A 26,148-nucleotide genomic window follows, 5' to 3' on the forward strand; every position below is an offset into this window, starting at 1 on the left:
TAGAAAAAAGGGCAGTCCGTAAAACGTCTGCCCTGATTTTCTTAGTATTTATAAGCGTCAGATTTGAACGGGCCTTCTACAGGAACACCCAGATAATCTGCCTGTTCCTGGGTCAGTTGTGTTAACACACCACCAAAACCAACAACCATTGCTGCAGCAACTTCTTCATCCAGTTTCTTCGGAAGTACTTCAACACGTATAGCAGCCTGTTTTTGATCGGCTGGCAAGTCAGCAAACTTCTCGGCAAATAAATGCATCTGGCCTAAAACCTGATTGGCAAAAGAACCATCCATCACACGCGAAGGGTGACCTGTTGCATTACCAAGGTTAACCAGGCGACCTTCAGATAAAAGGATCAAATAGTTGTTTTCATCTTCTGAACGATAGACCTGATGTACTTGTGGCTTCACTTCAACCCATTTGTAACCACGCAGGTAAGCCGTATCGATTTCAGTATCAAAGTGACCGATGTTACATACCACCGCACCTGCTTTTAAGCTATCCAGCATGGCTGCATCACAGACGTGATAGTTACCAGTCGTTGTCACAACAAGGTCGGTATTGCCAAGTAGGTCGTGGTTAATGTCTTCTTTGTTGCCAGTTTGCACACCATTTTTATATGGAGAAACAACTTCGTAGCCATCCATACATGCCTGCATTGCACAGATCGGGTCAACCTCAGTGACACGTACGATCATGCCTTCCTGACGTAAAGATTGTGCAGAACCTTTACCTACGTCACCATAACCGATGACAAGTGCACGGCGGCCAGAAAGTAACATGTCAGTCGCACGTTTGATGGCATCGTTTAATGAATGACGGCAACCGTACTTGTTGTCATTTTTTGATTTGGTAATCGAGTCATTGACGTTGATTGCCGGAACTTTAAGGGTACCTTCTTTCCACATCTCTAACAGACGTTGAACACCTGTTGTGGTTTCTTCGGTAATACCGTGAATACGTTCAAGCAGAGCAGGGTATTTTTCATGCACAAGTGCAGTCAGGTCACCGCCATCATCCAGAATCATGTTGGCATCCCACGGCTGACCATTTACATTGATCTGCTGTTCGAGACACCACATATATTCTTCTTCTGTTTCACCTTTCCAGGCAAACACTGGAACACCGCTTGCAGCAATGGCAGCAGCAGCATGATCTTGGGTCGAGAAGATGTTACAAGAAGTCCAGCGTACTTCTGCACCAAGTTCAACCAGAGTTTCGATTAGCACGGCAGTCTGGATGGTCATGTGGATACAACCCAGAATCTTGGCACCAGCAAGCGGTTTAGCTGCTGAATAACGCTTACGCAAGCCGATCAAAGCTGGCATTTCTGCTTCAGCAAGTTTGATCTCTTTACGACCGTAGTCAGCAAGGGAAATATCGGCAACTTTATAATCTGTAAATGAAGCATTCACCGCGTTCATCAGGATCTCCTAGAAAAAAATAGTATGGATCATTCTGTCCGCGGATGCCGTTGTTGGTTAAAGCGAAGGTCTAACCGATCGTCGAGCCTGGCAAATTGATCTTTAGTGCCGATCAATCGTCGCAGCATCCCTCGACTGGGGCATATGATACTTTGAAATCGGTTTTGTTCCAATAGGAACTGCTGACATTTCACAGATAGTTGCAACATGATTCATTTTGGCTGACAGGTTTTTATCCATTCGCTGGCAGGTTTGACGTGATCAGATATTCTAAGGGTGAATAGTCACTGAAACTATAGCAGGCAATGTAACTATCGTTAGGATGCCCAAAGCATATTTAATTATTGCTCAGCTCTGGAGAGAAGCCGGGGAGAGCCTGAGATTTTATTTAACTGGAAAATGCAGCATTAAATCTGAATCTGGGGGAAAAGGAAGAGGAGATGTATAAATCAAGGATTCCAAATCCCTTTGGAATCCATATATTGAGGAAATTTTGTCATTAGGCTTTTAAATGATCTTCGAATTCTTCACCTAACTGCATTGCTAAAGCGTTACCAGAAAGATCGCCAGTCACCAAACCATATTCTTTTTTAAAGCTAAAGGTAAACCCACGATTATCTGTCAGATTTTTAACGGAATATCCTAATTTTTCTAACCAAATACGGAATGCCAGTACGTTTTTTGCTTTAACAACTCTGTTTTTCATGACAGATCTCCTTGTGAACATGTATTTATTAATAAGGGCCAGATAATTTTTTTTAAAGGGGCATTGCATAGAATTATTTTGCCACATGTAAGTAATGTAAAATTAGCGTAATTTTTCTAGGTAGAATTTTATCTCATAATTTGGTATCTATTTGAATTTAAAAATTAAAATTTTTTGTTTTTCACCTGTTTTAAAATTATTTTTTAAATAAATATTTCATGATAAATGTAAAAAATGATTTCATTTTCTACCTTGAGAGAAAAGTAGAAAATGAATTGTCCGGATTTGAATCAATAATTAAAACTGATCTTTCAGGCTGCGGATACGTGCGAAATCTTCGGCACTTTCGGTACGTAAAAACGGATTGGTCTCAAGTTCCAGCTCAATGGTACTGGGTAAGGTCATTTGTCCGGCAGCTCTTAATACCTTGACCTGTCGCATACGTTCTTGCAAGGCAACATTGTGAGGTTCTACCGTCAGGGCAAACTCGCCATTGGCCAAAGTATATTCATGCGTACAGTATACTTTGGTCTGGATCGGTAAAGCCGCAAGCCGGTTTAATGAGTGATACATCTGTTCGGGGGTACCTTCAAACAAGCGGCCGCATCCCATTGCAAATAAGGTATCACCGCTAAACAGACTGTCTAGTTCTTCAATAAAGTAAGTGATATGGCCTAAAGTGTGACCTGGGGTGGCAATAATTTCAATTTTCAGGTCATTAAAATAAAAATGATCGTTATTTTGTAATGGATTGGAGATTGAGGAAACCTTGCTCAGTTCATCGCGTGGTCCGTACACCAGAAGATTCTGGCTGGCCAGCAAGCCGGGTACACCGCCGGTATGGTCAGGATGCCAGTGTGTCAGCCAGACCTGCTTCAAGGTCAGTTGATGTGCTGCACAAAAATCTATAACCAGTTCAGCTTCGGTCGGATCAATTGCAACAGCTTCCTTGCGCTGCGTATCTTCCAATAACCAGATATAATTTTTTAAGGCATTTTTTACGTCAATTGCATGAATCTTATAATGCATAGCCGGGTCCTGAATCTTTGTAGCGTGTGGTTATAGCGATTGAAACATTAAATGTTTAATGCTTTTTTCTAGTTTAAGTGCAAATCAGGTGAAGTGCAAAAATGGGGCTGCTTCTATGGCAGGACTGACTATTTAGGGCAGATTCTGACGGTCAAATTCACCCGCCCTGTTTGTGGTTGACAACGGTGCCATTTTAAATAAACATTAAATAAAATTTTTATAAGTTAATGGTTTACATTCATCTTTACGGCTATAAAAATACTTTATTAAAGCTAAATAATCTCTACGATTTGATTTAACAAGATAAAGCCGGGGAGTGTTAAATCATGATAACAGTAGGGGGCTTATGTCTGATTTAGTCGATCATGAAGTGGTCAGGATTTTTAAAACATATTTATCTCCGCTCTCTGCCAAGCTGACAGAAATGCTGAATGAGCACTTTAGCCATCAAACCGAGCGTCGGGGGTGTGGCTATACACAAGCGACCCGGGTAATTGCCGAATTTGTTTCACAGACCCGTGATCCGGTGGGCTTTCAGGACTTACGGATTTTTGAAGATTATGAAACCAGAGCCCTGAAGAATATTCTCAATCAATCAGCTTCCTATGGTCTGGCACTGGATACATGGCGCAACCTTGATCTCAATATCGAAGTGCGGCAATGTCTGATGCGTTTGAACCCTGACGAGACTTTTGCCCAGTATTTGCAGCAGGAAGTTGATTTTCAAGCCAGATTAAGAACGGTTTATCAATATGCACAGCTGGAAGAAAGTGTCCTGATCTGCAAGTTACTTGCTGATATTATCCTGCCACAAACAGCCTCAGCCGCAGGGGTGATCGAATGTCGTGCCTTGCCAGAGAAACCCAAGGTTGGCTCTTGTCCTATGGCAGAAAAATTCTTTTTACGTATTGCCCATCACCGTCTATTAAGGCAGGGTGAAATCAATATATTTGTCGATGCCCAGAATCGACCGATTATGATGGAAAAACTGAATATGGGAGACAATCATTCCTGTATCAGTCTGGTGCCTTTAATGATGAATGGCGTGCGCTTGCCTGCAGGTAGCCTGTTTTCAGCGAACTATGCACTTGAGCAACTCAGCAAACATAAAAACAAGCAATATAAAGGCTATGTAATACCGGTTGCCGAGATGAACGGTTTCTGGTTTTTACGCCTGACCACCTTGGCTGTATCTCCGGAAAATCGTGCCCGAGCCTTTGGTTACCACTTTAAACAGCAGGTCGATAACGGACTGTTCCGTCCAGACAGTACTGAATTAAGCCAGCTGATCGATATAGCCCAGGATCAAATTTATGTAGGGCATCCATGTTAAAAGCCTGTTATTCCCCACGCTATTATGCCCAGACCCATACCAACAGTATGGAAAAACTGACCGCTGTTGCAGAGGTGCTGCGTGCCCGGAACATGGTTGAGTTGGTCGATCCCGGACTGATTGATGCTGAAGTTTTAAGGAAATTGCATCACCCGCAATATGTGGATGCATTTTTGTCAGGTGAATCTGCCTTTGCAACCATTCAGGGATTCAAACCATGGAATGAACAGTTGCGGGATGCCATTCTATCTGTGCAGGCAGGGCAACTGTTAGGCGCGCAAATTGCCATGAAAGAAGGGATCGCTGCCAATATTGCCCAAGGCTTTCATCATGCCAGTTATGAGTCTGGTGCGGCCTATTGTACTTTTAATGGTCTGGCACTGGTGGCAAAGCAGTTTCCAGAAAAACGCATTTTCGTTCTGGATTGCGATCAGCATGGCGGTGACGGTACTGCAATCTTTAGCAATCGTTTGAGTAACCTGATCAATTTTGGAATTTTTGGAATCCGTTTTGGCTGTAGGGCTGGAGAACGTAGTTTGACCCGTTATATTCATCCGAAACAGGGCAATTTCGACTTATACCGCGAGGCAATCTTTGAAGCCTTTCAATATGCATCTCATCGGGACACAGACCTGATAATTTATCAGGCCGGGATGGACTGCCATCAGCATGATAAATATGGTTCAAAATGGTTGACCACCGAGTTGCTATTTGAACGTGACCGGCTTGTTTTTGACATGGCCAAGAAAATGAAAATCCCGTTACTGTTTGTATTGGCAGGTGGATATCAGGCGCTGGAAGCATTGGTGCCCTTACATGTCAATACATTCAAGGCAGCCAATGCAATTTACTTTCCATAAGTTCGGCTACTGTGACCCTATTGCCAGAAATAAGCCTAAAGAAATAAAGACTAAACCACCCAATAGGGACATATTTTTTTGTATGTTGCTGGATTTATTGAATTTGTTCATGACAAAACTGGCCAGAAAAACACAAACAAGATCTGCAGAAATAAAGATCGTATTTACAATTAAACCTAAAACTATAAATTGCAACCACATTGGAAAATGAACATTCATCGTGATGAATTGCGGTAAAAATGCGAGATAAAAAATCGCAGTTTTAGGATTTAACACTTCGACCAAAATACTTTGTTTAAATGTTTTTTCAGCTGTCTGTTTGAGGGTATCAGGTGTATCAGGTTTTGGATTACTTTTTATAAGTTTAATCCCTAACCAAATCAACCAGCAGGCGCCGATCAGTTTAATCGTGGTATATAAAAATGGAAATAGATGAAATAGGGTCGTAAGTCCGGCTGCGGTGGCGATGATATGAACGCATCCTCCTATAAACAGGCCTAAAATAGCCATTAAACCTGATTGCCGGCCCTTTGCTATGGTCTGTGCAGCGGTATATAGCATTGCTGGCCCTGGAATATAGGCAAAAATAAAGGTGGTAATCAAAAAAGTACTTAATATTGCAAACGATGCCATGTTGTTCTCATGAATGAATTATTTTACTGTTATTTGAATAGTTTCTTATTTTAGATTATTTGGTTGTTTTTTGAGTATAAAATTAAAGGAATATACTGACTGAGCAATATATTCCTTAATTATGCATCCAGTGAAAATTAGCGTAATTTAGCCAGCCATTCGCCTAGCATCTGCACCAGTTGAACCAGTAGCAGTAACACGATGACCGTTAAAATCACCACGCTGGTATCAAAACGTTGATAACCATACGAAATCGCCAGATCACCGATCCCCCCTGCACCTACAGCACCTGCCATTGCAGTCGCACCGATCAGGGAAATGGTGCCCGTGGTCAGGTTAAGAATCAGGGAACTACGTGCTTCCGGAATAATAAAGCGGAAGATAATTTGCCAAGGCGAGGCGCCCATTGCCTGAGCCGATTCCACAATACCTTCATTGACTTCAAGCAATGAGGTTTCAATCAAGCGGCCTAAATAGGGACCGACATAGATCGTCAGGGGCACAATTGCGGCCCATGTTCCGATTGAAGTACCCACCAGCATTTTGGTAAGCGGGATCACGGCGATCAAGAGAATAATGAAGGGAAGGGAGCGCAGGGCATTCACAATCGGGTTGAGAAAATAATAAATCGCACGATTCTGTAAAATGCCGCCCGTACGCGTAACCACTAATGTAATGCCCTGAACAAGTCCCCAGATACAACCAAATAACAGCGAGAAGAATACCATTTGAAAGGTTTCTTGTAGCGCTGTAACAAACTGGTCGATCGAAAGCGAACTATGCCAAAACGGGGCTGTGGCTTCAGTCAGCCATTGTACAATTAAATCTCTCATTGGCCGACTACTCCCGATTGTTCCACTTTGACACCCTGGCGTTCAAGGAATTGCACGGTCTCCTGAATAATTAATGGATCACCCAGAAGCTGGATAAACATTTGTCCGATCACGGTACCGTTAATTTCGGTCATATTGGCAAACAGAATATTCAGACTGACATCAAACTGCTTGATCGCAGCCTGAATGACGGTTTCCTGTGCCGAAGTACCCAGAAACTGCAAGCTGTAAATACTATTATGATGCTGGTGTTCAAGATTGCTTAAAATGTTCACCGGTAATTGCTGCTGCAATACGGTTTGAATAAAGGTTTTAGTGGTCGGGTGCTGTGGCTGGCTAAAGATATCCAGTGTCGGGCCGGTTTCAATGACACGGCCTGCTTCCATGACCGCGACATAATCACAAACAGTTTCAATCACATCCATCTCATGGGTCACCATGACAATGGTAATGTTTTGTTCCTGGTTAATCTTTTTTAAAAGCGCCAGAACCGATTGAGTTGTTTGTGGGTCAAGCGCCGAAGTTGCTTCGTCACAGAGCAGGATTTTAGGATGGTTGGCCAGCGCACGGGCAATCCCGACACGTTGTTTTTGTCCGCCTGAAAGTTCATCCGGATAGGCATCTTTTTTATGTTTGAGATCGATAAAATCAAGTAGTTCAGCCAGCCGTTTTTCACGTTCGGCCTTGCTGTGACCTAATAACTTAAGTGGCATTTCAATATTCTCAGACACGGTTTTGGTCTGCAGTAAATTGAAGTGCTGAAAGATCATGCCAATATTTGCACGTTCTTGACGAAGGGTACGCGCATCCATTGCAGTAAAGTCTTTTTGATTGATTATCACTTGTCCCTGAGAAGGGCGTTCCAGCAAATTAATCAAACGGATTAACGTACTTTTACCTGCACCACTGTAGCCGATAATGCCAAAGATGCTACCGTCCGGGATCTCTAAATTGATCTGGTTCAGGGCGTTGATCGTTTGACCTTTCAACTGATAGTGTTTCGAAATGTTTTTAAATTGGATCATGTTCGTCAATACTATGCAAAAATGAAAAAACAGGCAAAATCACTTTGCCTGTTTTATGTCAGGGAATTATATTACGAATTCGCTTCAGTGAGATAGCTAGTTGGCTTATTTACGTCAACTTTGGTACCTGCAAAGTGTTCTTGTACATATTTTTTCACAGCTTCAGTATGGTAAAGCGTGCCTACTTTTTGCAAGACCGGATCATCTTTGCGAGATTCTGCAGTCGCCAGTACGTTAACATTCAGCTTGGTGCTCTGGTCTACAGGCTCATAGAAGATCGCATCTTTCAGAACGTTCAAACCACCTTCCATTGCCAGCGTATTGCCCAGTAAAATCGCATCTACTTCATCTTTGACACGTACTGCTGTTGCCATTTGAATTGGTTTGATAACGATTTTCTTAGGGTTCTCGATAATGTCAGCCGGTGTGCCTTTAACCGGATCGAAATCTGCTTTTAGCTTGACCAGCCCCGCACTTTGTAAAAGCAATAAAGCACGTGATTCGTTTGCGCCGTCATTTGGAATGGCAATGGTTGCCCCTTCAGCAAATTCTTCAACTTTTTTAACCTTGCTTGAGTAGATCCCCATAGGTTCTAGATAGGTTGTTGAAACAGGCGCAATCTTGTCTTTATTGGCAGCATTAAATGCCACAAGGTAAGCGTAAGACTGGAATGCGTTCAAATCGACTTCTTTATTTGCTGCTGCTGTATTCATGGCAACATAGTCAGTGAAGTTCTTGATTTCCAGTTTAAGACCCGCAGCTTTAGTTTCAGGTAAAGTTGCGATATAACGCCAGATATCGGCGTCAGAACCTGTAGAAGCGATTACAACAGTTTGTAATGCAGCAGCATCACCTTTTTGCTCGGTAGATGCGGTATCCGGTTGTTTACTGCATGCTGCAAGTAATAACACCGATACACTTAAAAAAAGACTAATCAGCTTTTTCATGTATAAATCCTAATCGGAATAATGTCGAGAAAATCAGCATTTCTCAGGCATTAATGATGGCAATAGGTTTGTATGTTGTAAATTGGCATCGGCCTCAAACAATCACGTGAGTTATTCTTGAGGTTTTCGTAGAGTCCTTTCCACAACACGCGAAAAATAAATGAATATTCATGTTCCCATGTCATATTTATACAGCGGGAAATGCAGTATTCATATCTTTTTCTCATCAAATCTGGATTTAGCTGCAATTTGTTTCGTTAGGCTAAATATTCTAATCATTTGAAATAAATCAAAAAGAATATCGAGTTAACATAAAAACAACATCTAAAATTTCGGCAATCATAGCAATAAATGCATGCAGGGGACAGTGGACAGCGGCGGGTTATGTTGCATAAGAGCCTGATAAGTTAAAGGAAATTCTGGGCAGGGTAAATCTAAACCAATGATAGTTTTATATATTTTTTAAAAAAGATAGTGTGGCAGTTCAGTTGAATAATAAATATATATTTTTCTGAATTTTATATTTAAATAATGAATATAGAAGCCGGAATTATGCAATTTAAAGAATAAAAAAGCCTTCCGAAGAAGGCTTTATACGAAAGTCGTTTATTCTGCTTTTTCACGGGCAATGGCGCGATAACCAATATCGCTACGGTATTGCATACCTGTGAAAGTAACCTGACCACAAACTTCGAGTGCATTGATTTGTGCTTCGAGTACAGTATCACCTAATGCGGTGACACACAGTACACGACCCCCTGCCGTAATGACATGACCATCAGCACTCATCGCAGTACCGGCATGGAAAATCTTGGTGTCTTCTGGAGATTGTCCCAGTCCTGAAATCACATCGCCTTTACGTACTGTTTCAGGGTAACCCTCAGCAGCAAGTACGATCCCAATCGATTTGCGCTCATCCCATTCCGCTTCACTTGGTAAATTACCCGCGATACCTGCTTCCACCAAATCGACCAGAGATGATTTTAAGCGCATCATGATCGGTTGTGTTTCCGGATCACCAAAACGGCAGTTAAACTCGATCACACGTGGTTGACCTTGCTCATCGATCATCAAGCCAGCATATAAGAAACCTGTATAAACGTGACCGTCTGCTGCCATACCTTCTACGGTCGGACGCATCACTTCATTCATGACCCGCTCAAAGACCTCGGCAGTAACTACCGGAGCAGGCGAGTAGGCGCCCATGCCCCCTGTATTTGGACCTTCATCATTTTCAAAAATACGCTTATGGTCTTGTGAGGTTGCCATAGGCAGGATATTTTTACCATCAATCATACAGATAAAGCTGGCTTCTTCACCGGCCAGGAACTGTTCGATCACGACCCGTGAGCCTGCATCACCAAACTTGTTGCCTGCCAGCATGTCATCAATGGCAGCAAAAGCTTCTTCATTGGTCATGGCTACGATCACGCCTTTACCCGCAGCAAGGCCATCGGCTTTAATCACGATCGGTGCGCCGTTTTGCTCAACATACGCTTTGGCAGCGTCGACTTCGGTAAATACTTCATAAAACGCGGTTGGAATGTTATGGCGTTTCAGGAAGTGTTTGGCAAATGCTTTAGAGCCTTCAAGCTGTGCCGCATACTGGGTTGGCCCCCAGATCTTTAAGCCGGCTTCACGGGCAGCATCGACTACGCCATTGACTAATGGTGCTTCCGGGCCAACAATGACCAGAGCTACATCGTTTTCTTTGGCAAAAGCAATGATGGCTGGATTATCTAAAATATTCAGTTCAACATTTTCACATTTGTCTTCAGTTGCGGTACCGGCATTACCAGGTGCAACAAAAACTTTAGTGACTTTTTCATCTTGTGCGATTTTCCATGCAAGTGCATGTTCACGGCCACCGCTACCCAAAACTAAAATATTCATTATAAAGTTATTTCCCTTTTTCCGTATTTAAAGAATATACCTGTTCAGAATAAAAAAGTCCCACTGAATCTCCCCCAAACCCCTCTTTGAGAAAGAGGGGAGCAAGCTTATTCGAGTGAAAAAGTAAGTCCCCCTTTTTTAAAGGGGGATTTAGGAGGATTGCGTTGAGACTCAGATCATTTAATGACGGAAGTGACGCATACCCGTGAACACCATGGCAATCCCGGCTTCATCTGCTGCCGCAATGGTTTCTTCGTCACGCATTGAACCGCCCGGCTGGATAATGCATTTGATGCCAGCTTTGGCAGCATTGTCGATTCCGTCACGGAATGGGAAGAATGCATCAGAGGCCATGACTGCACCTTCAACCACCAGACCTGCATGTTCGGCTTTAATTGCTGCAATACGGGCAGAGTTGACACGACTCATCTGACCTGCGCCGACACCAATGGTCTGACGGTTTTTCGCATATACGATTGCATTTGATTTCACATATTTTGCAACTTTCCATGCAAAAATAAGGTCATCGATTTCCTGTTCAGTCGGTGCACGTTTGGTCACGACCTTCAGGTCATCTTTGGTGATCATGCCTAAATCCTGGTCTTGAACCAGTAAGCCGCCATTGACGCGTTTGTAGTCCAGTTGTGGCGCACGTGCATCAATTGCAGGGAGCTCGCCGCAGACCAGTACGCGGACATTCTTTTTCGCACCGGTGATTTCAAGTACACCCTCTGCAATGCTTGGTGCAATAATCACTTCAACGAACTGGCGATCAACGATTGCTTGTGCTGTTGCAGTGTCCAATTCGCGGTTGAAAGCGATAATGCCGCCAAAAGCCGACTCAGGATCGGTAGCATACGCAAGGTCATAAGCAGCCTTGATGCCATCTAGTGAAACGGCAACACCACAAGGGTTGGCATGTTTGACGATGACACAGGCAGGTTTCGCAAATGATTTGACACATTCAAGTGCTGCATCGGTATCTGCAATATTGTTGTAAGAAAGTTCTTTGCCTTGTAATTGCTTCGCAGTAGAAACAGAGGCTTCTTTGGCATTGGCTTCAACATAGAAGGCTGCGTTCTGATGCGGATTTTCACCATAACGTAAATCTTGTGCTTTATTTAGTTGTGTATTGAAGGTACGCGGGAACAGGTCCGCTTCACCTTCTGCTTTACCCACGCGTGCACCTAAATAAGAAGCAATCATGCCATCGTATTGCGCAGTATGTTCAAATGCTTTTACGGCTAAATCGAAACGTGTTTCATAAGAAAGGTTACCGTTGGCTTTTAATTCGGCAATCACTGCATCATAGTCAGTAGCATTTACAATGATACCGACTGACGCATGGTTTTTCGCTGCTGCGCGAACCATGGTCGGACCGCCAATGTCGATATTCTCAATGGCATCTGCAAGTGAGCAGTCTGGCTTTGCTACAGTTGCGGCAAACGGATAAAGGTTAACAATCACCAGATCAATTGGATCGATGTTGTGTTCTTGCATGACAGCTTCGTCTAGACCACGACGAGCCAGAATGCCTCCATGAATTTTTGGATGCAGAGTTTTTACACGACCATCCATCATTTCAGGAAAACCTGTATGTTCAGAAACTTCTACCACAGCGATATTGTTGTCTTTAAGCAACTTGTAAGTACCGCCGGTAGACAAGATTTCTACCCCTAGCGCTACAAGATTTTGAGCGAATTCAACGATTCCGGTTTTGTCGGATACAGAGATTAAAGCACGTTTGATAGTCATGATTTTAGTCAACAGTTTGAAGTCTACAGATTAAAACAAAGGCAAAAAAAATGCCCACGAGAACGTGAGCATTTTATCAATTATTCACTCATTAAACCGTGAGCTTTTAACTTTTTGCGTAAAGTTCCGCGGTTAAGGCCTAAAATCTCGGCAGCACGTGTTTGGTTGCCACGAGTATATTCTAAGACCACAGATAAAAGAGGTTTCTCCATTTCTGCTAAAACCATGTCATAAACTTGAGATGGTTGCTCACCTTGCAATTGTGCAAAATAATGACGTACTGCGCGATCTACGTGGATGCGAAGAGCGACATCAGATTGAGCCGTAAAAATAGGAGATTTGCTATTCATGCGTGTTAATCCGAAAAATCAAAATATCACTTGGGTAAAGTGATATAAATGTGGTCTAAATTACTGAGCCCTGTTTTAGATCCTAAAACAGTGACTCTAAAACAAAAGAACTATTAGCTTGCCACAAATCCTCGAGTTGTGTAAAAAATAAGCGTAACAATAGTTAAATATTTGTTACCGCCTACTTTCAAAAACAAAAAAACCAACAATGCGCTTATTGGATTAAAGCACAGTCCGTTTAACGATTTTATTGTCTGTAAATTACGAGGAGTAAGTGGGTTAAAGCATTCGTGGCGCGTATCATACCACTGTCAGCGAAAAAGTGAGCAAATTAACTGCACTTTTTTTTGTTTTTTTGTCACTTTTTTGAGCTTTCAGGGCTGTACAAATTCTAAACTATAGTCATTGAAGCTGTTTTTGCTGGCCGGAAGGGTAAATTCAAAGCGGAAAGGGCTGTTAGATGGAATACGCTGAATGGTTTTCAAACTGTCTACCAGATAGTCTTGCGGTTTCAAGGTGGTATTGAAAACAGCCTCACCGTTTTGTTTCAGCACTACTTTAATCGGGGGCAGGACCACACTGTTTTCATCGTGGTTCAGCAGTACCCCCGAGAATCCGGTTGTACTTTGACTAAGACGTTTTAGTTTTACTTTCTCGAAACTGAGCGACTGATACTGTTCATTGGTCGTTTTGCAAGCCAGCAGGCCACAGGCATAATTAAACATTTTGTTTAGTGCCGGACTTTCATGCATGAGCTTGGGATTAAACCAGAGAATCTGGAATGCAAACACCAGAATCAGTGCAATATTACCGACCCCCCAGAGGGTGTAATACAGCCAGCCATGCTGTTTTTCATTATTTTCCTGATCGATCAGCAGGGCATCTTCTGACAGGTTCAGGTTGGGAAGGGCTGTGACAGGCTCAGTATTGAAATAGTTCAGATTATTAAGATAAGTCAGCAGGTCAATATTTGAGTTTTCAATTTTCTGGTCAAAGATCTTCAAGATTTGCATCTGCTTTTCTGCAAATGAACTGTCTGGCTGAATGGACGAGAAAAGTGAACGATTGACAGGTGCAGCAATAGTGTCGTTATCTGTATTTAATAGATTGGTCAACGCATTAAAGTTAATGACACATTTTGGACAACAAACCATACCCTGTGCAACACTGAGTTGTGAAAGGGTCACTTTGTACACAGTTGAACATTTAGGGCAGCGGGTTTGTTTTTCACTCATAAGTTATAAAGTTCTCAGTTTGTTTTTCGTTTTCCTGAAATGCGACACCAGTTTTCTTCACGCTTTTCGATCTCTAATATATCAAAAAACTCAGCGTAAACGCTAGAAACATCAGCAACTTGCTCTTCAATTACACCGGCAAGTGCGAACTCTCCCTCATTTTTTATTAAAGTTGAGAATTCAGGCGCAAGTGCCATAAGCGGAGCGGCAAGAATGTTGGCCACCAGAATGTCTGCCTGTTGAGGTTTGAATTCCTGATCAAACTCTTCAGGCAAACCGACATAAAGACGGTCAAGCACGCCATTTAACTCGGCATTTTGCTTGGTTGCCAGTACAGCTTGCGGATCAATATCGGTTGCATAGACTTTTTTTGCACCCAGCAAAAGGGCTGCAACACCTAAAATGCCTGAACCGCAGCCATAATCGATCACGACTTTGTCTTTGACGTCGGTTTTGCCTAACCATTGCAAGCATAAGAAGGTGCTGGCGTGGTTGCCTGTACCAAAAGCCAGCCCTGGATCAAGCTTGATGTTGGTTGCGTCTGCTTCTGGTGGCTCTAGCCATTCCGGGACAATCCAGAATTTTTCGCTAATCTGGATTGGCTCATAATAATCCATCCATGCACGTTCCCAGACCTGATTTTCAAGGTATTCATGGCGCATCGGCACATCTGGAAGTTGAGCTTTAAGGAAAGTTTCCAAAGCATCTACATCAATCGGGTCATCTTCTTCTTGCTGGTAAATACCGGTCACGATGACCTTGTTCCAAAGCGGGGTCTCCCCAGGTAATGGCTCAAGCAGTGCCTGATCTTCTGCATCATCCAAAGTAACACTCACCGCACCTAATGAAAGAAGCAATGTCTCGGTAAGTTCAACTTGATTTTGATCAACAGTAATATGAATTTGTAGCCAGTTCACAGGAAAACCTAAATAAATGTATTTGTGGGTATTGTAATAGATTAAAACTTATTAAAGGGATTATAAAATAGGCAGATTACAATTTTAAGAGCAAATAATTTGGCAAGCAGGCTTTATCTTATTATTTTTCAGATGGGATTGATAAAAAAAGAAGGCCATAAAGACCTTCTTTATTTGTGCTGCAATTAAGGTGCAGTTTGTTCTACACCTGGAGCTGCCGGTGCAGGTGCGACAGGTGCCGCTTCCATTGGTGCACTACTGACTGGACGAGGCGCTGACTGGGTTTCCGAAATGCGGCTTTGAGTATCTACAGCAGCGTTTGAGGCTGGCATTGGTGGCTGGAAAGCAAGCTTGCCGGCTTCATTCGGTTCACATGAGCCATTGAAAACAACACCTTTATAGGCAAATGAAACTGGATCGCCTTGTTTTTTGCCTTTACAAACCTGTTGATACTTTTTGGCTTGCTGATCTTGGGTTGCTTTGGTATCTGCCGCATGTGCAGCTACACTAAAACATAGGCCACAAATAAGAGATGAAAATAAAAGCTTTGTGTTCATATCATTTTCCTAAAGTATTTGTTATGCACTTTTTAGGATAAGAAATTCATCAAATAAAACAGTGGTGTTCGAGTTAATAGTTTAGGCAGCTCTGTTAAGTATAAGATGAAAATGCAACAGAACGTTTCTTTTTGTATGTTTTGCCGGCGCTAAAGCGGCTTGGGTTCAACAAGAATATCGACGGTTTTTGCCAATTTGATCCAAAACTCCTGTATAATACTCTGTCATTTTTTGAATACATATTTACCACTATGCACTATCCTAAAGTTTACGACGTTATCGTAATTGGTGGCGGTCACGCTGGTACGGAAGCGGCGCTTGCTGCGGCTCGTATGGGAAGACAAACATTATTGTTGACGCATAATATTGAAACTTTGGGGCAGATGAGCTGTAACCCGGCAATTGGTGGTATTGGTAAATCACATCTGGTCCGTGAGATCGATGCCCTGGGCGGCGCAATGGCCCTTGCGGCAGATAAGGGCGGTATCCAGTTCCGTATTCTCAACTCGCGTAAGGGCGCTGCTGTTCGTGCAACACGTGCACAGGCAGACCGTGTACGCTATAAAGCTGCTATTCGTCATACTCTGGAAAATCAGGCCAATCTGGATATCTTCCAGCAGGCAGCGGATGACCTGATTGTTGAAGGCGATACAGTGAAGGGTGTGGTGACCCAGATGGGAATCCGTTTTGACACCAAAACGGTTGTACTGACCACAGGAACCTTTCTGGGCGGCGTGATTCATGTCGGTTTACAAAACTCAAGTGGTGGCCGGGCAGGTGATCCTCCATCAATTGCACTGGCGCATCGTTTACGTGAACTCAAACTTCCGGTTGGACGTTTAAAAACAGGTACGCCTCCGCGTATTGATGCCCGTACTGTTGATTTCTCTGTCATGACGCCACAACCGGGCGATTTCCCGTCACCGGTAATGTCATTTATGGGCGATGTATCCATGCATCCTGAGCAGGTCAATTGCTATATCACCCATACCAGTGAAAAAACCCATGAAATTATTCGTGGCGGTCTGGACCGTTCACCGATGTATACCGGTGTGATTGAGGGTGTAGGGCCACGTTATTGCCCTTCAATTGAAGACAAGATTCATCGTTTTGCCGATAAAGACTCGCATCAGGTCTTCCTGGAGCCAGAAGGTCTGGATACCCATGAGCTTTATCCAAACGGTATTTCGACTTCATTACCATTTGATGTGCAGTTCAATCTGGTTCGTTCGATTCGCGGTATGGAAAATGCACATATCCTGCGTCCTGGCTATGCCATTGAATATGATTATTTCAATCCACAGGCACTGAAATTTACGCTGGAAACCAAAGCCATTCAGAACTTGTATTTTGCCGGTCAGATTAACGGTACTACAGGTTATGAAGAAGCGGGCGCACAAGGTTTGCTGGCCGGTCTAAATGCTGCACGCCGTGCCTGGGAGCAGGATGAGTGGACGCCGAAACGTGATCAGGCATATATGGGTGTACTGGTCGATGACCTGATTACGCTGGGAACAAAAGAGCCATACCGTATGTTTACCTCACGTGCGGAATACCGCCTGATGTTGCGCGAAGACAATGCGGATCAGCGTTTAACGACAATTGGTCGTGAGCTTGGTCTGGTCGATGACGAGCGTTGGGCAGCTTATAGCGAGAAAATGGAAGCAGTTGAGCGCGAAACTTCCCGTTTACAGCATTTGTGGGCAGCGCCAAATAATCCGATGGGTAAAAAATTCGTTGAGATGACGGGCGCTGATCTGAGCAAGGAATGTAGTGCGATTGACTTGCTTAAACGTCCAAATATTAACTTTGAGCAAATTGCAGAATTAACCGGTTCGGAAGTTTCACAGCAAGTGGGTGAGCAAATCGAAATTGCGGTGAAGTATGAAGGTTATATTAACCGTCAGCATGAAGATGTTGCCCAGCTAAAACGCCTTGAGGAAACTCGTATACCGGCTGATTTTGAATATGACGGTATTTCAGGTTTATCGCGTGAGATTACCTTGAAGTTAAAAACTGTACGTCCGGAAACTCTGGCACAAGCAAGCCGTATTCCGGGGGTGACACCAGCGGCTGTACAGTTACTGATGATTACCATCCGTAAAAATAATATGGCAAAGAAGTCGGCATAACTGATAGCTTGGTCTATCAGAAACTGACATTAAAAACACCCTTGATCATAAGGGTGTTTTTTTCTATGGATGCTTTATCCTGATCATCTGGACTGGCTGAGGGCGTGGTAAATGAAGAACTGGATTATCTTGTTTATTGCAATTATTGCAGAAGTGATTGCGACTTCGGCATTAAAAAGTAGTGAGGGCTTTACCAAACCGGTTGCTTCAATTGTTGTGGTGGTCGGGTATCTGGTTGCATTCTATTGCCTGTCCTTGACCCTTAAAACCATTCCTGTCGGGATTGCGTATGCCATCTGGTCTGGAGTCGGAATTGTCCTGATTACCACGGTAGCCTGGTTTGTATTTGACCAGAAACTGGATGTTTGGGGGATCATTGGCATAGTGCTGATCATGAGTGGGGTACTGATCTTAAATCTGTTGTCAAAATCTGCTACACATTAATGCAGCCTCTTAAAACCGAACCTAAATTTCACTTTTAGCCAGGCACTGTTATGTGTGCATTGCTTATTGGCCGGATTGAATAGGTTGGTCTAAAACAGCTGATAAGGCGGCGAAGGGGCGTGCGATTCGGTCAGGCACTTTCTTGATCAGTTTGATTTAAGATGAGCGCTTTAACTTTTGTGGCTTTTTCAAAATGATCAAGCCGATGTTGCATAATCCACCAGTGCGCTGCTTCCATCAAACATTCAGGATCATCATTTTTATTGGCAAAAAAAGCATAAAATGACAGCCCGACATCACTGCCTTTTTTGGCAATTTTTTCTTCGCAGACTTGAATAATTTTGGCCTTGAGTTCAGCTCTCATATTTGAATAATCCGGGGCTTGATCGGGGACGACATAGCATACCTGTCTGATTTGTTAAGTTTCAATGCAAACTACCATAAAGTCATTTTTGATATAAAAGGCAAATATCCTCAATCAAGGCAAACCGTACCTTTATTCCGGGCAGTTTGTGGAAAGTTAACAATCCATATCCATTTCGCTAAAAAGCCGACTGTTTAACAAATAGACAGAAAAAATGAAATCAATAGAAAAGTAATGAAAATGAGAATGATTTTTATTAAAATTGTTGCGTTTGTATATTTTTAAGTTTTTTTTAATTTTAGTCTGCGTTTTTCTGGAAATTTTATGAATTCTTCTTGCTTGGGTGGAAGTGGTGCACCTGTTTTTAAGTTTAGTCTGTTCAGTATCATGATGTTGCAAGCGCACTATGCGATTGCCAATGAGACCAACGCCCCAACCGCAGTGATGCCAACCATTAAAATCGAGGCAATGAGCGAGCTGGATCCAGTCAAGAGTTATATCGATTATCAACAAGCCAGTGTCACACGTAATGGACTCAATAAAAAAGATATTCCACAGACCATTGATACCATTGATGTGCAAAAGTACAAAATTTATGGGGCCAATGACTTGAGTGTGATGCTGCAAGGTACAGCTGGGGTTTCCACCGGGTATGACATGCGTGGTGATGGCATTAATTTAAGAGGATTCAATGCAGATACAGGCGATATTTATCGTGACGGTATCCGGGAAAGCGGACAGGTGCGCCGTAGCACTGCCAATATTGAGCGGATCGAGATTTTAAAAGGCCCGGCCTCTGTACTTTATGGACGTAGTTCGGGGGGAGGTGTCATTAATATGGTGAGTAAGTTTGCCAATTTTGACTCAAAAAGTTCGGTTGGGGTTTATGGTGGTTCTTATGATAATTATGGCACCACCCTCGATTTAAATCAGGTGCTGACCGATAATGTTGCGGTACGTTTAACTGGGGAATATGGCCAGTCAGATAGCTTCCGTTCAGGAATCGAAAATAAGATCGAAATGCTGTCACCAAGTTTTACTTATAAAAATGATGAAGGGCTTACCTGGACGATGCAATATACCTATGACAAATTGCATCGGGTTCCAGACCGTGGTCCATCTTATACGGCTTTGCCAAAGGGCACTTCGATCAAGACCGGTTTTGCGCAGGAAGGAGATTTCGTCAATGATATCCTGCAGGTTGCACGTTCTGACCTGAATTACGAGTTTGCGCCAAACTGGAATTTCCACTGGGCATTGAGCTATCGTCAGGCTGAACAAAACTTTGATCATTTTTATGGTGGTACCTACTGTGCGACCAGATCAACTACAAGTAATGGTGAAAGCAGTAGGGTTGGAGACAGTAATTATGTCCCGGAGGAGCAACGCCGTTGCTATAATAATGTAGGAAAAATTTCGCAAAATTATTATTGGCAGAAAACAAATAATAAAACCACCAGCAATACCTTTGATATTCGTGGTGAGTTTGATACTGGTCGTTTAAAGCATAACCTGCTGGTCGGAGCCGACTGGACCTACGAACAACGTGAACCGCTATTGGCAAATAAAAATATGAATGGTTCAAGAATTGACGGATTTTATGATCCATTAACAGGTGCGCTTACACAACAAAATCGCGCAGGTAATAAAGCCATTAATCAACATAACTACAACCAGTCAGAAGGTTATGGTTTATTTATCCAGGATTTAATTAGCTTTAATGACTATTTTAAAGTCATGCTGGGTGGGCGCTATGACTATTTTAGTTCACAAACCACTAACCGCCTAAAAAACAGTGGCGATAAAGACTACCAGCGCAGCATTGATGGAGAAAGTTTTAGCCCTAATATCGGTTTTATCTGGCAACCTGTTGAAAGCCAAAGCTTCTATGCCTCTTACAGTAAAAGCTTTGCACCATTTGGTGGCCGGGTTGGGGTAAATGTCGTATCTGCAAATACTGATGTAAATGCATTTGATGCTAAACCACAATATAACGAACAGTATGAAGTCGGGGTGAAGAGCGACTGGTTAAATGACCGTTTAAGTACCCAGCTTTCTGTTTATGATATCCGTAAGAATAATATCCGTTATCAGCCAGAACCTGAAAATAAACCTGAAGAATGGGTTGTCGGTGGACAGCATCAGTCCAAGGGTGTTGAGTTTAGCTTTATTGGGCGGGCATTAGACAATCTTTTTGTCCGTGGCGGTTATAGTTACATGGATACCGAGGTGACTAAGGATCACAAGCCGGACAATGTCGGCAAGGTTTTAAACAATACGCCGCGTCATACCGGAAATCTGTTTGTTCGCTATTTACCAACCGATAAGATTTATGGTGAAGTCGGCGCAACATATGTGGGTGATGCTAAAATTTATCCAAATGGTAATCTGGATCGGGTTGCGAATGATTTTGCCGGTTTTACCCGCCTTGATGCAGCAATTGGCTATAGTGCCAATCCATGGAACCTTACTCTTGCGGTCAATAATCTGACGAATAAAGAGTACTGGCGTTCAGAGTCAATGCCGGGAACTCCACGCAATTTCTTGGTGCGTTTAAATTACCAGTTCTAGAGTATTGATCTGGCTTTATGGTCAATTTGCTTTTTGAATATCCCTGTTCTGGCAGGGATATTTTTTTGAAGGGGTTCAAGAAAAAAAGCTCGAAATAAAAAGCTGCTTCTGGGCCTTATCGTCTTGCGATATAAAATGTCATTGCTTAAATTACGGTAATATTCTACTATTTGATTGAGTAAAAAATATTCATCCAAGCATTAAAAACAACTGTATAATTGTGACGTGGTTAACATTTTTGGTTTTATTATGCTTATTTTTACTTCGTTTGGTACTTTTTTGCTAGTATTAAAGCAAATATTAAAATAGAGATAATAATAATGAAGATTGTAGTGACACTACTCGTAAGCTTTGCGATTCTGGTTCTAGGCTATGTGGCTTATGTGGATGCCCAAACAAAAAAACGTCAGGAACTTATCAAGGTCGTTGAGGATGCTGAACATAGCCTGAATACTATTCAGCATGATCCCCGTACACATTTATCTTCTTATAAACCCAACCATTAGTTGATCAGCTCTTGAGTATGCTGGGGAAGTGCTGTGCTTTTGGGGAGTTCGCCGATTAAGTGATCTTTTTTTACTTTGTGGTGCGCAAGTTTTAATGAGAATCTGCTAAAATATTTGCCACTAAATAAAAAGCTGCATCAAGAAATGCGGCTTTTTACGTTTTGATAGCGAAATTAAATTTATACATGTTGTCTATGTAACAAGTACCAAGCTGGCATATAGATTGCTTTCTAGCTTCGGGTACTCTTTTGTGCAAATTCAAACAAGATTGTCGCACAAGAGGATAGATTTCACGTCCTACGATCTTAGATTTTAACAGGTGCTATGTTATGACAACGCCTAATGCTTCAGCTGGTTTGTTAGAACGCTTATTTAAATTAAGCGATAACAAAACTAACTTTAGAACGGAAGTTTTGGCAGGTGTAACCACATTCTTAACCATGTGTTACATCATTATTGTAAATCCGCTTATTCTTTCTGAAACCGGAATGGATCATGGTGCGGTGTTTGTTGCGACCTGTCTGGCTGCTGCAATCGGCTGTTTGGTTATGGGGATTATTGCGAATTATCCAATCGCATTAGCACCTGGTATGGGCTTGAATGCTTATTTTACTTATTCCGTCTGTCTTGGCATGGGTGTTCCATGGCAAACTGCGCTGGCCGCAGTTTTTGTCTCAGGCATTATTTTCCTGGCGATCAGCTTCTTCAAAATCCGTGAAGCCATTGTCAATGCAATTCCGATGTCACTCAAGTTTGCCATTGGGGGCGGTATTGGTTTGTTCCTGGCTTTGGTTGCATTAAAGAACTCAGGGATTATTGTTGCAAATCAGGCAACCTTGGTTGGTTTGGGTGATATTAAACAGCCAACCGTGTTACTTGCCTTGTTCGGCTTTTTGCTGATTGTGTTGTTACATCAGTTTAAAGTACGTGGTGCAATCATTATCAGCATCTTGGCTGTAACTGCAATCGCGACATTACTGGGTTTAAACGAATTTAAAGGCGTAGTGGGAGAGATTCCTTCAATTGCGCCGACATTCATGCAAATGGACTTTGAAGGTCTGTTTACAGCCAGTATGGTGGGCGTGATCTTTGTCTTCTTTATTGTTGACCTGTTCGACAGTACCGGGACACTGGTTGGGGTTTCGCATCGGGCGGGTTTGTTACAAGATGGCAAATTACCGCGATTGAAAAAAGCCTTGTTTGCTGACTCAACTGCCATTGTTGCGGGTGCTGCCTTAGGTACTTCATCAACCACACCTTATATTGAATCGGCATCTGGTGTTGCAGCAGGCGGCCGTACTGGTTTGACGGCTGTTGTTGTCGCATGCCTGTTTGTAGGCTGTTTGTTCCTTGCGCCATTGGCTCAATCTGTTCCGGGTTTTGCAACTGCTCCGGCACTATTGTTTATTGGTGTATTGATGATTCAGGGAATCACCAATATTGACTGGGATGATATTACTGAAGCTGTGCCTGCATTTTTAACTATCGTATTCATGCCGTTTGCATATTCAATCGCTGATGGTATTGCGATGGGCTTTATCAGTTATGCATTAGTCAAGCTGTTAACAGGCAAGGCAAAAACCGTACCATACATGGTGTGGATTATCGCTGCGCTTTGGGTATTCAAATTTGCTGCCTTTGGTGGTTAATCTCATATTTATCATTTTTACCTTATTCCTTGCTTGTATTGTTATTCAGGCAGGGAACCCGAAAAGGGTGTTCATCTGGTAACACCCTTTTTTCTTTAGACGTGGAGTTCATATGAATCAAATCGAGCTGATTCGTGCCTTACCCAAAGCCGAATTGCATGTGCATATTGAAGGGACTTTTGAACCGGAACTGATGTTTGCTATTGCACAGCGTAATCAGATTCAGATTCCCTACCAATCTGTTGAAGAAGTGAAACAAGCCTATAACTTTCATAATCTTCAATCTTTTTTAGATATCTACTATGCTGGCGCAAATGTGCTGGTGCACGAGCAGGACTTTTATGACCTGGCTTGGGCATATTTTGAAAAATGTGCTGAAGATCATGTGGTACATACCGAAATGTTCTTTGATCCGCAAACGCATACCGAGCGTGGGGTGGCATTTGCCACGGTGCTGGCTGGCCTGAAACGTGCCTGCCATGATGCACAGGAAAAATTAGGCATTAGCTCGCACTTGATCATGTGCTTCCTGCGTCATTTAAGTGAAGAAAAAGCGTTTGAAACCCTTGAACAGGCGTTACCATTTAAAGATGACATTATTGCGATTGGCCTTGACTCAAGTGAAGTAGGGCATCCACCTTCGAAATTTGAGCGTGTCTTTGCCAAGGCACGTGAAGCAGGTTTCCTGATTGTGGCGCACGCAGGGGAAGAAGGCCCGCCAGAATACATCTGGGAAGCGCTGGATTTGCTCAAGGTTAACCGGATTGACCATGGGGTGCGCTCGGAAGAAGACGAGCGTCTGATGACGCGCCTGATTGCAGAAAAGATGCCGTTGACGGTATGTCCTTTAAGCAATCTGAAGCTTTGTGTTGTGAAGGACATGGCAGATCACAATATTCGCCGTTTATTGCAAAAAGGCGTTCATGTCACAGTGAACTCGGATGATCCTTCATACTTCGGTGGTTATATGAATGATAACTTCATTGCCATTCAGCAAGCGCTGGAATTGAGTAATGAAGAGTTAAAGCAACTGGCGATTAACTCTTTTGAGGCTTCGTTTATTGCTGATGAAGCAAAGCAAAAGTGGATTGCTGAAGTCAACAAGCTCTAAATGGTTCACATAAAAAAAACCGCGTAAAGCGGTTTTTTTTATGTCTGCATGTTTTACTTTTTCGGCTGACGTAACATGCTCAGTAGCACATTATCTTTATCAACTACATGGTGCTTGATTGCGGCCAGTATATGTCCTGCAACCAGCAAGCCTGCGAACCATGACAGATAAATATGCAGAGGCTTGACGATGGCAAGCAGGTCCGGATTGTCCTGCACTAGACGTGGAATTTCGAATAAATACAGTACAGGTGCCGGGTGACCGGCGCTCCAGCTAAATAAACAGCCTGTAATCGGAAGGGCCAGCAACATTAAGTACAGAAAGAAATGTCCGGCATGGGCGAGGGTTTTCATCATGGGCGACATGCTGTCCGGAAGTTGCGGGACAGGATGGGTATAGCGCCATAAAATCCGGATTACGACCAGAAAAATAATTGTTGTGGCAATATTTTTATGAAGTGTAATGACATTTCCTTTAAAGCTGCCATCAACCTCGTAGCTGAGAAAGTTACCACTATAAAAGCCGATCAGCCAGGCAATAATAAAAATTGCAGCCATAAGCCAATGAAGAATTTGTGCTGTCCGTGTGTAATATTGGGCTGAGGTTGACATCGCAACATCCTAGCTGTGATAGATGAGTCATTTAATTCTAAATAGCACGGTTTCATTCGCATACAACGTAAATGTAACGGAGCGTTTTATGGCTGCAACGGTTGAGCTGGGTTCCCGGTGCAACAATTGTTATATTATGTAAAGATTGCATTGAGTCATATCATAACGTCGGCCATTTAGGCACAATACGCCTGCCAAAAATTTAGATACAGGTTAGAAATCATGAAAAAGTTGGTACTTGTTGTTGCCCCTGTTGTTTTAGCTTTAACAGGATGTGTAACTCCTGATGGAACAAGCTCGGCGGGTGCGACGTCTCAGCAACTGGGCATGGCAGCATTAAAAGTTGCCGTAAATGCAAAATGTATTAATGAGATTAATACCTTGCCAGCATGGAAAACTGCGACCCGTGTAATGACTGCAGAGCAGCGTGATAGCATCCAGACTGAAGTGTGTGGTTGTGTGAGTGAAAAAGCGCCCAATAGCGTAACTGGCGTTGAGTTGGCGACGGCTGCAATTGATCCTGCTGCACGCGCAACAATTGTGACTCAGGTGGTTTCACAGACGGTCAATGCATGTGTAGCTGAAACGTTCAAGAAAGCCGGTTAATAAAGGCTGAGTCATCAGCCTGTTTTGAGAGATGTAGTATGACAATTGCGGGTGTGGATGAAGCAGGGCGCGGGCCACTGGTGGGTTCTGTTGTTGCTGCTGCCGTCATTTTAGATCCAGACAACCCGATAGAGGGGTTGAATGATTCTAAGAAGCTGACCGAAAAGAAGCGGGAAAAATTATTCCTGGAGATTCAGGAAAAAGCCTTGGCATGGTCGATTGCCGAAGCAACACATGCTGAAATTGATGAGCTTAATATCCTGCAGGCAACTTTTCTGGCAATGTGTCGTGCGGTGGATGGTTTGCATGCCCGGCCGCTCAAGGTGATTGTAGATGGGAATCAGATACCGAAAGGGATGGTGATTCCATGTGAAGCAATTGTGGGCGGGGATGCAAGTCATGCCGAGATCAGTGCAGCCAGTATTCTGGCAAAAGTCACGCGTGATCGCCAGATGCAGGCCCTTGACCAGCAATATCCTGATTATGGTTTTGCAAAACATAAAGGATATCCAACCAAGGCTCATTTTGAAGCGATCGCGGCCCATGGTGTCATTGATGAACACCGCCGCAGTTATGGGCCAGTTAAAAAAGCACTAGGCCTATAAACAATTAAAGCGACTAAGAATAGTCGCTTTAATCATTCAGAAAAAATTCTGC

Annotated in this window: 25 protein-coding genes; 10 read left to right on the top strand and 15 right to left on the bottom strand. The window is 43.0% G+C overall.

Going from position 1 to position 26,148, the window contains the following annotated elements:
• Nucleotides 1–41 precede the first annotated feature (41 nt).
• From ahcY to gloB, 3 genes are all read right to left on the bottom strand, one after another.
• Complete coding sequence (ahcY, locus tag OC23_RS13625) at nucleotides 42–1,424, bottom strand: adenosylhomocysteinase (protein ID WP_038345425.1); 1,383 nt, start codon at nucleotides 1,422–1,424, stop codon at nucleotides 42–44.
• Between the two features lie 499 nt (nucleotides 1,425–1,923).
• A complete protein-coding gene (locus tag OC23_RS13630) occupies nucleotides 1,924–2,130 on the bottom strand; it encodes a hypothetical protein (protein WP_004771531.1) in 207 nt (68 codons plus the stop codon).
• A gap of 297 nt (nucleotides 2,131–2,427) precedes the next feature.
• Entirely contained in the window at nucleotides 2,428–3,159 is a 732-nt protein-coding gene (gene gloB, locus OC23_RS13635) for a hydroxyacylglutathione hydrolase (RefSeq protein WP_038345426.1), read from the bottom strand.
• A gap of 346 nt (nucleotides 3,160–3,505) precedes the next feature.
• Here gloB and OC23_RS13640 point away from each other — a divergent pair, with 346 nt between their 5' ends.
• Together OC23_RS13640 and OC23_RS13645 are read left to right on the top strand one after the other, a co-directional pair.
• The gene (locus tag OC23_RS13640) at nucleotides 3,506–4,492 is read left to right on the top strand and encodes a hypothetical protein (protein WP_038345427.1); all 987 of its coding nucleotides are present in this window, start codon (nucleotides 3,506–3,508) and stop codon (nucleotides 4,490–4,492) included.
• The gene (locus OC23_RS13645; RefSeq protein ID WP_038345428.1) at nucleotides 4,486–5,352 is read left to right on the top strand and encodes a histone deacetylase; all 867 of its coding nucleotides are present in this window, start codon (nucleotides 4,486–4,488) and stop codon (nucleotides 5,350–5,352) included. Before OC23_RS13640 ends, OC23_RS13645 begins: the two co-directional genes overlap by 7 nt.
• Nucleotides 5,353–5,358: 6 nt before the next feature.
• On the opposite strand, the gene OC23_RS13650 is transcribed toward OC23_RS13645, so the two are convergent.
• The 10 genes from OC23_RS13650 to OC23_RS13695 all read right to left on the bottom strand — a co-directional run bounded on the left by OC23_RS13650 (nucleotide 5,359) and on the right by OC23_RS13695 (nucleotide 15,497).
• Complete coding sequence (locus OC23_RS13650) at nucleotides 5,359–5,985, bottom strand: LysE family translocator (protein WP_038345429.1); 627 nt, start codon at nucleotides 5,983–5,985, stop codon at nucleotides 5,359–5,361.
• A gap of 137 nt (nucleotides 5,986–6,122) precedes the next feature.
• Complete coding sequence (locus tag OC23_RS13655) at nucleotides 6,123–6,818, bottom strand: methionine ABC transporter permease (RefSeq protein WP_038345430.1); 696 nt, start codon at nucleotides 6,816–6,818, stop codon at nucleotides 6,123–6,125.
• Nucleotides 6,815–7,843 (bottom strand): methionine ABC transporter ATP-binding protein, encoded by a 1,029-nt coding sequence (locus OC23_RS13660; RefSeq protein WP_038345432.1) that lies wholly within the window; start codon nucleotides 7,841–7,843, stop codon nucleotides 6,815–6,817. Before OC23_RS13660 ends, OC23_RS13655 begins: the two co-directional genes overlap by 4 nt.
• Nucleotides 7,844–7,914: 71 nt before the next feature.
• Complete coding sequence (locus OC23_RS13665) at nucleotides 7,915–8,790, bottom strand: MetQ/NlpA family ABC transporter substrate-binding protein (protein WP_038345433.1); 876 nt, start codon at nucleotides 8,788–8,790, stop codon at nucleotides 7,915–7,917.
• Between the two features lie 606 nt (nucleotides 8,791–9,396).
• Nucleotides 9,397–10,683, bottom strand: coding sequence for a phosphoribosylamine--glycine ligase (gene purD, locus OC23_RS13670; protein ID WP_038345434.1), 1,287 nt, complete (start codon nucleotides 10,681–10,683; stop codon nucleotides 9,397–9,399).
• 180 nt (nucleotides 10,684–10,863) lie between these two features.
• Nucleotides 10,864–12,438: a bifunctional phosphoribosylaminoimidazolecarboxamide formyltransferase/IMP cyclohydrolase gene (purH, locus tag OC23_RS13675; protein WP_038345435.1), complete on the bottom strand. Its 1,575-nt coding sequence runs from the start codon at nucleotides 12,436–12,438 to the stop codon at nucleotides 10,864–10,866.
• Nucleotides 12,439–12,518: 80 nt separating this feature from the next.
• The gene (gene fis, locus OC23_RS13680) at nucleotides 12,519–12,788 is read right to left on the bottom strand and encodes a DNA-binding transcriptional regulator Fis (RefSeq protein WP_001086304.1); all 270 of its coding nucleotides are present in this window, start codon (nucleotides 12,786–12,788) and stop codon (nucleotides 12,519–12,521) included.
• Between the two features lie 374 nt (nucleotides 12,789–13,162).
• On the bottom strand, nucleotides 13,163–14,023 hold the full coding sequence (locus tag OC23_RS13685; protein WP_038345436.1) for a DUF3426 domain-containing protein: 861 nt from the start codon (nucleotides 14,021–14,023) through the stop codon (nucleotides 13,163–13,165).
• 14 nt (nucleotides 14,024–14,037) lie between these two features.
• On the bottom strand, nucleotides 14,038–14,940 hold the full coding sequence (prmA, locus tag OC23_RS13690) for a 50S ribosomal protein L11 methyltransferase (RefSeq protein ID WP_038345437.1): 903 nt from the start codon (nucleotides 14,938–14,940) through the stop codon (nucleotides 14,038–14,040).
• A gap of 185 nt (nucleotides 14,941–15,125) precedes the next feature.
• Complete coding sequence (locus OC23_RS13695; RefSeq protein ID WP_038345438.1) at nucleotides 15,126–15,497, bottom strand: hypothetical protein; 372 nt, start codon at nucleotides 15,495–15,497, stop codon at nucleotides 15,126–15,128.
• Nucleotides 15,498–15,748: 251 nt separating this feature from the next.
• Here OC23_RS13695 and mnmG point away from each other — a divergent pair, with 251 nt between their 5' ends.
• The gene (gene mnmG, locus OC23_RS13700) at nucleotides 15,749–17,629 is read left to right on the top strand and encodes a tRNA uridine-5-carboxymethylaminomethyl(34) synthesis enzyme MnmG (RefSeq protein ID WP_038345439.1); all 1,881 of its coding nucleotides are present in this window, start codon (nucleotides 15,749–15,751) and stop codon (nucleotides 17,627–17,629) included.
• Nucleotides 17,630–17,740: 111 nt separating this feature from the next.
• Nucleotides 17,741–18,073, top strand: coding sequence for a DMT family transporter (locus tag OC23_RS13705; RefSeq protein ID WP_038345440.1), 333 nt, complete (start codon nucleotides 17,741–17,743; stop codon nucleotides 18,071–18,073).
• Nucleotides 18,074–18,203: 130 nt separating this feature from the next.
• Here the strand turns inward: OC23_RS13705 and OC23_RS13710 are convergent, their stop codons facing one another.
• Complete coding sequence (locus tag OC23_RS13710) at nucleotides 18,204–18,437, bottom strand: DUF6500 family protein (RefSeq protein WP_038345441.1); 234 nt, start codon at nucleotides 18,435–18,437, stop codon at nucleotides 18,204–18,206.
• 324 nt (nucleotides 18,438–18,761) lie between these two features.
• Here OC23_RS13710 and OC23_RS13715 point away from each other — a divergent pair, with 324 nt between their 5' ends.
• The 4 genes from OC23_RS13715 (at nucleotide 18,762) to OC23_RS13730 (ending at nucleotide 24,274) form a co-directional block, all read left to right on the top strand.
• Nucleotides 18,762–21,008: a TonB-dependent receptor gene (locus OC23_RS13715; protein ID WP_038345442.1), complete on the top strand. Its 2,247-nt coding sequence runs from the start codon at nucleotides 18,762–18,764 to the stop codon at nucleotides 21,006–21,008.
• 320 nt (nucleotides 21,009–21,328) lie between these two features.
• The gene (locus tag OC23_RS13720) at nucleotides 21,329–21,514 is read left to right on the top strand and encodes a hypothetical protein (RefSeq protein ID WP_038345443.1); all 186 of its coding nucleotides are present in this window, start codon (nucleotides 21,329–21,331) and stop codon (nucleotides 21,512–21,514) included.
• A 329-nt stretch (nucleotides 21,515–21,843) separates the two neighbouring features.
• Nucleotides 21,844–23,163, top strand: coding sequence for an NCS2 family permease (locus OC23_RS13725; RefSeq protein WP_038345445.1), 1,320 nt, complete (start codon nucleotides 21,844–21,846; stop codon nucleotides 23,161–23,163).
• Between the two features lie 112 nt (nucleotides 23,164–23,275).
• The gene (locus OC23_RS13730; RefSeq protein ID WP_038345446.1) at nucleotides 23,276–24,274 is read left to right on the top strand and encodes an adenosine deaminase; all 999 of its coding nucleotides are present in this window, start codon (nucleotides 23,276–23,278) and stop codon (nucleotides 24,272–24,274) included.
• 53 nt (nucleotides 24,275–24,327) lie between these two features.
• On the opposite strand, the gene OC23_RS13735 is transcribed toward OC23_RS13730, so the two are convergent.
• Complete coding sequence (locus OC23_RS13735) at nucleotides 24,328–24,885, bottom strand: cytochrome b (protein WP_038345447.1); 558 nt, start codon at nucleotides 24,883–24,885, stop codon at nucleotides 24,328–24,330.
• Between the two features lie 222 nt (nucleotides 24,886–25,107).
• Here OC23_RS13735 and OC23_RS13740 point away from each other — a divergent pair, with 222 nt between their 5' ends.
• Both OC23_RS13740 and rnhB read left to right on the top strand, forming a co-directional pair.
• Nucleotides 25,108–25,491, top strand: a complete 384-nt coding sequence (locus OC23_RS13740; protein WP_038345448.1) for a hypothetical protein — start codon at nucleotides 25,108–25,110, stop codon at nucleotides 25,489–25,491.
• Nucleotides 25,491–26,096, top strand: a complete 606-nt coding sequence (rnhB, locus tag OC23_RS13745; protein WP_319802644.1) for a ribonuclease HII — start codon at nucleotides 25,491–25,493, stop codon at nucleotides 26,094–26,096. The genes OC23_RS13740 and rnhB overlap by 1 nt, the downstream gene beginning before the upstream one ends.
• Nucleotides 26,097–26,148 lie beyond the last annotated feature (52 nt).

It is taken from the genome of Acinetobacter sp. A47, assembly GCF_000805455.1.
GTDB lineage: Bacteria > Pseudomonadota > Gammaproteobacteria > Pseudomonadales > Moraxellaceae > Acinetobacter.

What these genes read in the sequence shown, in the direction of transcription:
- OC23_RS13710 (WP_038345441.1), bottom strand. Translation starts at nt 18,437, where the DNA reads ATGAGAGCTGAACTCAAGGCCAAAATTATTCAAGTCTGCGAAGAAAAA.
- OC23_RS13685 (WP_038345436.1), bottom strand. Translation starts at nt 14,023, where the DNA reads ATGAGTGAAAAACAAACCCGCTGCCCTAAATGTTCAACTGTGTACAAA.
- OC23_RS13650 (WP_038345429.1), bottom strand. Translation starts at nt 5,985, where the DNA reads ATGGCATCGTTTGCAATATTAAGTACTTTTTTGATTACCACCTTTATT.
- purD (WP_038345434.1), bottom strand. Translation starts at nt 10,683, where the DNA reads ATGAATATTTTAGTTTTGGGTAGCGGTGGCCGTGAACATGCACTTGCA.
- OC23_RS13695 (WP_038345438.1), bottom strand. Translation starts at nt 15,497, where the DNA reads ATGAACACAAAGCTTTTATTTTCATCTCTTATTTGTGGCCTATGTTTT.
- OC23_RS13720 (WP_038345443.1), top strand. Translation starts at nt 21,329, where the DNA reads ATGAAGATTGTAGTGACACTACTCGTAAGCTTTGCGATTCTGGTTCTA.
- OC23_RS13740 (WP_038345448.1), top strand. Translation starts at nt 25,108, where the DNA reads ATGAAAAAGTTGGTACTTGTTGTTGCCCCTGTTGTTTTAGCTTTAACA.
- OC23_RS13630 (WP_004771531.1), bottom strand. Translation starts at nt 2,130, where the DNA reads ATGAAAAACAGAGTTGTTAAAGCAAAAAACGTACTGGCATTCCGTATT.
- OC23_RS13645 (WP_038345428.1), top strand. Translation starts at nt 4,486, where the DNA reads ATGTTAAAAGCCTGTTATTCCCCACGCTATTATGCCCAGACCCATACC.
- purH (WP_038345435.1), bottom strand. Translation starts at nt 12,438, where the DNA reads ATGACTATCAAACGTGCTTTAATCTCTGTATCCGACAAAACCGGAATC.
- OC23_RS13730 (WP_038345446.1), top strand. Translation starts at nt 23,276, where the DNA reads ATGAATCAAATCGAGCTGATTCGTGCCTTACCCAAAGCCGAATTGCAT.
- fis (WP_001086304.1), bottom strand. Translation starts at nt 12,788, where the DNA reads ATGAATAGCAAATCTCCTATTTTTACGGCTCAATCTGATGTCGCTCTT.
- OC23_RS13705 (WP_038345440.1), top strand. Translation starts at nt 17,741, where the DNA reads ATGAAGAACTGGATTATCTTGTTTATTGCAATTATTGCAGAAGTGATT.
- OC23_RS13640 (WP_038345427.1), top strand. Translation starts at nt 3,506, where the DNA reads ATGTCTGATTTAGTCGATCATGAAGTGGTCAGGATTTTTAAAACATAT.
- OC23_RS13655 (WP_038345430.1), bottom strand. Translation starts at nt 6,818, where the DNA reads ATGAGAGATTTAATTGTACAATGGCTGACTGAAGCCACAGCCCCGTTT.
- ahcY (WP_038345425.1), bottom strand. Translation starts at nt 1,424, where the DNA reads ATGAACGCGGTGAATGCTTCATTTACAGATTATAAAGTTGCCGATATT.
- OC23_RS13660 (WP_038345432.1), bottom strand. Translation starts at nt 7,843, where the DNA reads ATGATCCAATTTAAAAACATTTCGAAACACTATCAGTTGAAAGGTCAA.
- mnmG (WP_038345439.1), top strand. Translation starts at nt 15,749, where the DNA reads ATGCACTATCCTAAAGTTTACGACGTTATCGTAATTGGTGGCGGTCAC.
- OC23_RS13735 (WP_038345447.1), bottom strand. Translation starts at nt 24,885, where the DNA reads ATGTCAACCTCAGCCCAATATTACACACGGACAGCACAAATTCTTCAT.
- gloB (WP_038345426.1), bottom strand. Translation starts at nt 3,159, where the DNA reads ATGCATTATAAGATTCATGCAATTGACGTAAAAAATGCCTTAAAAAAT.
- OC23_RS13715 (WP_038345442.1), top strand. Translation starts at nt 18,762, where the DNA reads ATGAATTCTTCTTGCTTGGGTGGAAGTGGTGCACCTGTTTTTAAGTTT.
- OC23_RS13725 (WP_038345445.1), top strand. Translation starts at nt 21,844, where the DNA reads ATGACAACGCCTAATGCTTCAGCTGGTTTGTTAGAACGCTTATTTAAA.
- OC23_RS13665 (WP_038345433.1), bottom strand. Translation starts at nt 8,790, where the DNA reads ATGAAAAAGCTGATTAGTCTTTTTTTAAGTGTATCGGTGTTATTACTT.